The 5,598-nt window shown below is 42.7% G+C and carries 5 protein-coding genes; 4 read left to right on the forward strand and 1 reads right to left on the reverse strand.

Features of this window, described 5'->3' with window-relative positions:
* Nucleotides 1-181: 181 nt before the first annotated feature.
* Nucleotides 182-1,783 (reverse strand): IS1182 family transposase, encoded by a 1,602-nt coding sequence (locus DRJ53_RS20835; protein WP_206609858.1) that lies wholly within the window; start codon nucleotides 1,781-1,783, stop codon nucleotides 182-184.
* Between the two features lie 61 nt (nucleotides 1,784-1,844).
* Here DRJ53_RS20835 and DRJ53_RS20840 point away from each other — a divergent pair, with 61 nt between their 5' ends.
* From DRJ53_RS20840 to DRJ53_RS20850, 4 genes are all read left to right on the forward strand, one after another.
* Nucleotides 1,845-2,810: a hypothetical protein gene (locus DRJ53_RS20840; RefSeq protein WP_114237607.1), complete on the forward strand. Its 966-nt coding sequence runs from the start codon at nucleotides 1,845-1,847 to the stop codon at nucleotides 2,808-2,810.
* A gap of 143 nt (nucleotides 2,811-2,953) precedes the next feature.
* Nucleotides 2,954-3,412 (forward strand): hypothetical protein, encoded by a 459-nt coding sequence (locus DRJ53_RS21195; RefSeq protein WP_123893769.1) that lies wholly within the window; start codon nucleotides 2,954-2,956, stop codon nucleotides 3,410-3,412.
* Between the two features lie 676 nt (nucleotides 3,413-4,088).
* Nucleotides 4,089-4,526 carry a hypothetical protein gene (locus DRJ53_RS20845; protein WP_114237608.1) on the forward strand — a complete coding sequence of 146 codons (438 nt, stop codon included), beginning with the start codon at nucleotides 4,089-4,091 and terminating at the stop codon, nucleotides 4,524-4,526.
* The gene (locus DRJ53_RS20850) at nucleotides 4,523-4,915 is read left to right on the forward strand and encodes a hypothetical protein (protein ID WP_114237609.1); all 393 of its coding nucleotides are present in this window, start codon (nucleotides 4,523-4,525) and stop codon (nucleotides 4,913-4,915) included. The genes DRJ53_RS20845 and DRJ53_RS20850 overlap by 4 nt, the downstream gene beginning before the upstream one ends.
* The last annotated feature ends 683 nt before the right edge of the window (nucleotides 4,916-5,598 follow it).

Below are 5,598 nucleotides of genomic sequence, written 5' to 3' on the forward strand. Positions count from 1 at the left end.
CCGGAGGCATCTTTTTCACCAACGACATACTAAAAATCAAACAAAAATCACGAACTTAACCCAGCAAAACCCTCTCTAAGAACTAGTCCACTTTCTTTTGACGACATACATGTGGCACAACGTATCTAAGCGAACAAAAAATTGATTGAAGGATTGCTTTGCAAAAGCGGTCCTTTTTATTTCAGCAGCATTGCAGTCTTCTGTTGTATGATGCTTCATATGGCGCCACAGCCGCAAAGAGCTCTAGAACTGCCTTTTTCAGGCCTTCTGATCCATTTTTCAACCCCACTACCCCCGCGTGCACTTTTGGTGCGGTATGCTTCAGTAATTTCTTCAGGTTGTAAGCCACTGCAGCCATGAGCATACACTTGGTTGCACCTGCAAGCCCCCTGGTGTTCACCCTGCGCATACCACCATAGTTGATCAATGTACCCAGCACCGGCTCCACCGTGCTTTGCCTGATCTTCTTCGTCACTTTAGCCTTTTCACTTTGCAGCCGCCGGTGCATCCGGTCATAGTATGGCTTGTCTATAGAGTCATCGATCTTTTTAAAGTCACTTTTGCCAATGCAGGTGCTGCGCAAGGGGCAATCCCTGCAATCCTTTGATGAAGAGCGGTACTGCTTCATCTGGTAGCCCAGCGATGTTGTAGTGATCTTCTTAAAGGGAAGCTCCACACCCCGCTCACATACATAGGCATTGCGGAAAGGATTGAAGCGAAAGCCCTCGCGGTGTGGCTTGTACTGGCCAAAGTTTGGAATGTAGCCCACAATGCCCCTTTCCTCCAGAGCCTTCAGTGCTTCGCCGCTGCTGAAGCCTGCATCACAAAGCACTTCTTCCAGGTGGAGGCCACCTGCCTTTAGATTCGTTACTGCACAATCCAGGATGGAGGGCAGACACTGCGAGTCTTTCTTATCTGCATGGTGCGCTTCTATGGCGGTGATCACATGTGAAGCCGTGTCCACACTTACCTGTGCTGCATAGTTTAGCTGGCGCGGTTTACCAGGCTTTACACTCACCCGTGCATCGCTGTCTGTAGTGGAGTAATGGGTGTGATTGGAAACAAATTTTGGCAGGTATTCTTTTCCATCTTCACCACCCTTGCCTTCTTCGCCCTTTACTCTTCCGCCTGGCTGGTCTTTGTATGCTTTGGCCTTCCAGCCATGATGTTGTTGTACGGCTTTGTTGCGTACAGCACTTACGCTATGTTGATTCTCGTCATTTGTATTATCCTTATTGTCTGCAGGTTCCTTTTCTTCTTCCTGCCGAAGTTCATCCAGATATACACCACCATCAGCAAGAATCTCTTTTTGCTTCAGTGAGTCCATGGATGCATTGGCTTTTACAGGAGCGGAATCGATGGCCTGCCTTCTGCCACTAACCATACCTGCATCAATGCACTGTTTGAGCACGGTGGTAAAGAGTTCATGGAACAGTTCTTCCCCATAAAGCTGGCGGGTACGTGAGATGGTGGAGTGCCAGGGCAGTTCTTCATCCATGTCATAGCCCAGGAAATAAAGCATGTCCAGGCGCATGGAAGCAGCATCAATGATGCGCCGGTCAGAGAGCAGGTTTTCAAAGTAGCCGATCAACAGTAGTTTGAAAAACACCACCGGGTCAATGCTTTTCTGACCATCACGACCATAGTACTTTTTTGTTCGAACATAAAGCCAATGCAGATCGAGTGCCTCTTTGAGCCTGCGGTAAAAGTTGTGGGATGGAACACGGTCAGATAGCTGAAAATGAGTGAACAGCTTCTCTTGATATTGCTTGCGGCCTTGCATAAGAAAAGATAATAAGCAGAACGATTCTATCAAAGCAACAAAGCACTAAATTTATTACGTTGTGCAACACGCACATTGGTTTGCCAAAATATGGGCTTTTGAAAAAGTTTTGAACCTATTACCTTTATTCAGCAACAGAACAAAGGCTAAACTGAAGCTTTTCAAAAGCCCATACTTCGGCAAGCCCTTTCACGTTAGCAGCCAACTTCTTATGACGCACACTGAACAACGATGGCATGTAGACTTAGTAAGAGACAGGTATCAGTACCTTAACTTGTCTTATGAGCAAGCAGAAAAAGTTCACATGTTCGAGCAGGATAAGGACATCTACTCTGATAAGCATTATTTTACTGCATGGGAAGAATGGGACTTCGAGGCCACCGCATTTCAGGATATTTTAAATGAAGAACAGTTTGCAACTTATAATGCAGTCCTTAATGAAACTATTCAGCGGTATGAAAAGGGCCTCATTGAGCAGGACAATCAAGATTTACGTGAAAGTGCCTTTTACGAAGATCTGTACAACTACTACCAACAGCATTTCGTTCCTGACTTCTTCATGGGTCCTTTTTTAGGTTTGATCTGGCTACCCGTCGACACTACTAAAATTGACTTCTTGCGAGCGGAATACAAATATTTTCTCAATGACTCTAAAAAGGAGTTATTGACCAGTCACTTTCGTCACAACAGGCGATTTAAGCCTAATCAACTCAAAGGTTCATTGTTAAGACACAAGGTTGCTTGCATATTTCCTGATTATCATTCCTTTAAGCATAGAATGGACGAGCCGACAAAGGCGACCTCTCAGTACTTGAAGGCTAAGATTTTGCAGCTACCAGAAGAAACAGAGAACCTGGTAAACCGGAAGTTCAATGAGTTGAGGGAGTTCATGGAAGCAAACTTCACAAAGCATTATGGCGACATTCGGGGATGGCACATTGCAGTTGGACATTTTAGCCAAGAGGAAGAAAGGGAGCATCGTGTCATGTCCTTATTGCTTTTGGATAGGAAGGGATACGGCTGCTAACACAGGCTTCATGCAATGCAGGCGAAAGAATATTATTTCAACAGAAGAAATGCTATTTTACTACGTTAATTGATTGGGGCAGCAGAATTAGAATAACTGCACTGCATGAAGCCTCGTCACGTTAGCTGCAAATTTCTCTACTCATGAAGTTTATATTATATTTTTTCTTTTGCTTTATTTTTTACTCTTGTTGTTTTACTCAACAGTGTATTGATGTTCGATTGAATGTGTCACTTGTTTCTTTTACGAATGCTGAAATAGACACAATCATATTTAGGCGCTACAATCTTAATTCTAACTTTCAGCGTCCCATAGATACATTACTTTATAGGCCATTCAACGATGCAAGTACTTTTACCAGTAATGATACAACATTTCTTTTTCCGAATGGTGTTTCAGACTTTCCCCTTCCTTCTGGATTTGAGTATGAAATATTTTTACCATCTAATCAATCATTAACAAGGATAAAAAATATTAGCTACGAAGAAAAAGAATTGACGGTATGTTTATCAATGGAAAAGGAATATTGCACTGATGAATTGAAAAGTTATGATTTAAATGGTGAACGCAAAGAAGGCAGTTGGGTAATTATCAAGAAATAGACAACAAGCAGCTAACATGCGCTTTGAAAAAGTGGGACTGATGTGCTAATTTTCAACTGTAAATATAAATCGACTTAAGTGCTGAAAAGAAGCGATAGGAACTTGAATATCCCACCTTCACAAAGCGCTAAACCGTTGTCCAAAATTGCCTTCACCCGTAAGAGTTCCTACAGCACCCGCAGCGGTGGGTTGGCCCGCAACGTTCCTGCGGCATCTGCTACTTTTCCGATGCTATACAAAGAGGCTGCTTAGGTGAATTAAATGGGTAGCAAGTCTGCCTGCGCAGGACGTGAAAACTTGTTTTCGCAGGCCGCAGCAGGCAGACTGCTGAAGTTAGCCGGTTTTTCGGACAATGTCAATACCTGCCAGGTTTGAACCGAGTTCATTTATGGGGTGTTTTTTAGTGCAAGGGGAACAGCACCCGCATCTGCCTTAGGAACGGAGGATCTAAAAGTAACAGGCTATTTTTTGCGGGCCATACCGGTGGATCACTTCGTCAATGAATCATTGAAGAAATGATCCACCGATGCACCAGCTGCTGATAGGTTGCTGGGTGAAGGCAACTTCGTACAACTCCGGTTTGGCAAAAGCGGCATACGTGTACGAAACTCAAAGTATCTTCATGCCGCCTTCGCCAAGCCGGCGGGGACGTTAGGCGCAAACAATTACAACCACCATGAAGTTTCCAGAGACAGCAGACGATGTGGAAAGAGAAATCCTAATCTCTTCTGACAAATACAAGGAAGTTCGTGACCTCAGAATAAGACAGCTAATCCACATTTTACCGAAAGTAAACTCCGAAGTAGTTGTAGAGGGTGTAATTCGTGTTTTTGAAAAAGGCGGTGGGGCTAACACGTATTCCCAAGACCAAGAGTTTGCAGGAAAGGTATTAGAAAGCATCAATCCTGAAACGCAAAGGCACCCAACGGAGGTTTTACAAAGAGTGCTAAAAAACTGGGACAAAAGTGTAGAACAGTTCCCCTTCTGGTTGAGAGACAACTATGGCATAGACAAATTAAAAGAGGCATTTGCTGAATTGGAGTTAACTGAAATTGAAAAGGACAAGCTAAATACTATTAAATGGTGGCTGCACCTGAACGAAAGCAAAGCATGAACGAACAGCATCAGCAATTTCAAAATGCATTGGAAGAACTTAGTACTCTGGCAAACCCAGACAAAGTTAGGTTTTTAGAAGAACTGCTCTTTTATTTCACGATTTCAAGTCGTGGAATTTGGTCAGATGAAAAAGTATCTGAATTCGAAAAGGTTGAGGCATTTAAATGGCTAAATGAATTATGTCATAGAATTTGGAATATTAAATTTGAACTTCAGCGAGAAGAAAGCAATGACAGTATTACGAGGCTTTACGAGAATATGAAATTCTATCGTGAACAATCGGAATTGTTGAGAGTGCATTTAGTTCCAACAACTTTGGGAGCATTCCGAAATTTCGAGGCAAAGCAGCAAGAACCCAATGCGCCTAACAGTTGCTTACCAAAATAGCGGCTGATGAACAACCATGAAACGAAAGAACAATTTGTTTACTTTAGAACGTAAATCAACTTCGGTACTGCCAATTCCCCTACTTCGGTAAGCAGTTCAACGTTGTACGCCATAAGTTTCCGCCGGATTGATTTTGAATGATTTATTTTGTGATTTATATCAATTGAAAAGACAATAAAGCGGCTGATCTTTCGTACAAACTCGTTTTATGAGGACCTTAAGCGCCGCACTATTAGCATTACTGTTCTTCTTACTTCCGGCTTGTAAAAAATCGGCCAACTCTGATTCAGACTTAATAGTTAACAAAATCAAGGCAATCATCAAATCAGAAAATGTAGTTAGGCTAATTCCACTAGAAAGCCGTGTGCCTGGAACAATTATCACTATAACGCCTGAGTACGGCAAAACATATCATTTTGATGCACCTTTCCTGTCCATCGGCTCATACAGTTATAACTTGACAAGGCTCATCAGGTATGAGATTGAGTATTTCGAATCGGAGAAGACTCTTTTTCTCTACTTCTGAAAAATGGATGTTCCATCGAGGTCGTAATGGATATAGCCAGGCGTACAACATCGGTTCCTATGAAAAGGGATTAGCTGCATGGAAGTTGTAGTATTTTTTATTTGTTTTAGGCCATGACATATCATGCAGGCATTCCTTGCTCTTTCATCATTACAGT

The sequence above is a fragment of the Paracnuella aquatica genome, assembly GCF_003332885.2.
Taxonomy (GTDB): Bacteria; Bacteroidota; Bacteroidia; order Chitinophagales; family Chitinophagaceae; genus Flavisolibacter; species Flavisolibacter aquaticus.

Coding starts and splice junctions, on each gene's coding strand:
- DRJ53_RS20835 (WP_206609858.1), bottom strand. CDS start 1,783: ATGCAAGGCCGCAAGCAATATCAAGAGAAGCTGTTCACTCATTTTCAG.
- DRJ53_RS21195 (WP_123893769.1), top strand. CDS start 2,954: ATGAAGTTTATATTATATTTTTTCTTTTGCTTTATTTTTTACTCTTGT.
- DRJ53_RS20845 (WP_114237608.1), top strand. CDS start 4,089: ATGAAGTTTCCAGAGACAGCAGACGATGTGGAAAGAGAAATCCTAATC.
- DRJ53_RS20850 (WP_114237609.1), top strand. CDS start 4,523: ATGAACGAACAGCATCAGCAATTTCAAAATGCATTGGAAGAACTTAGT.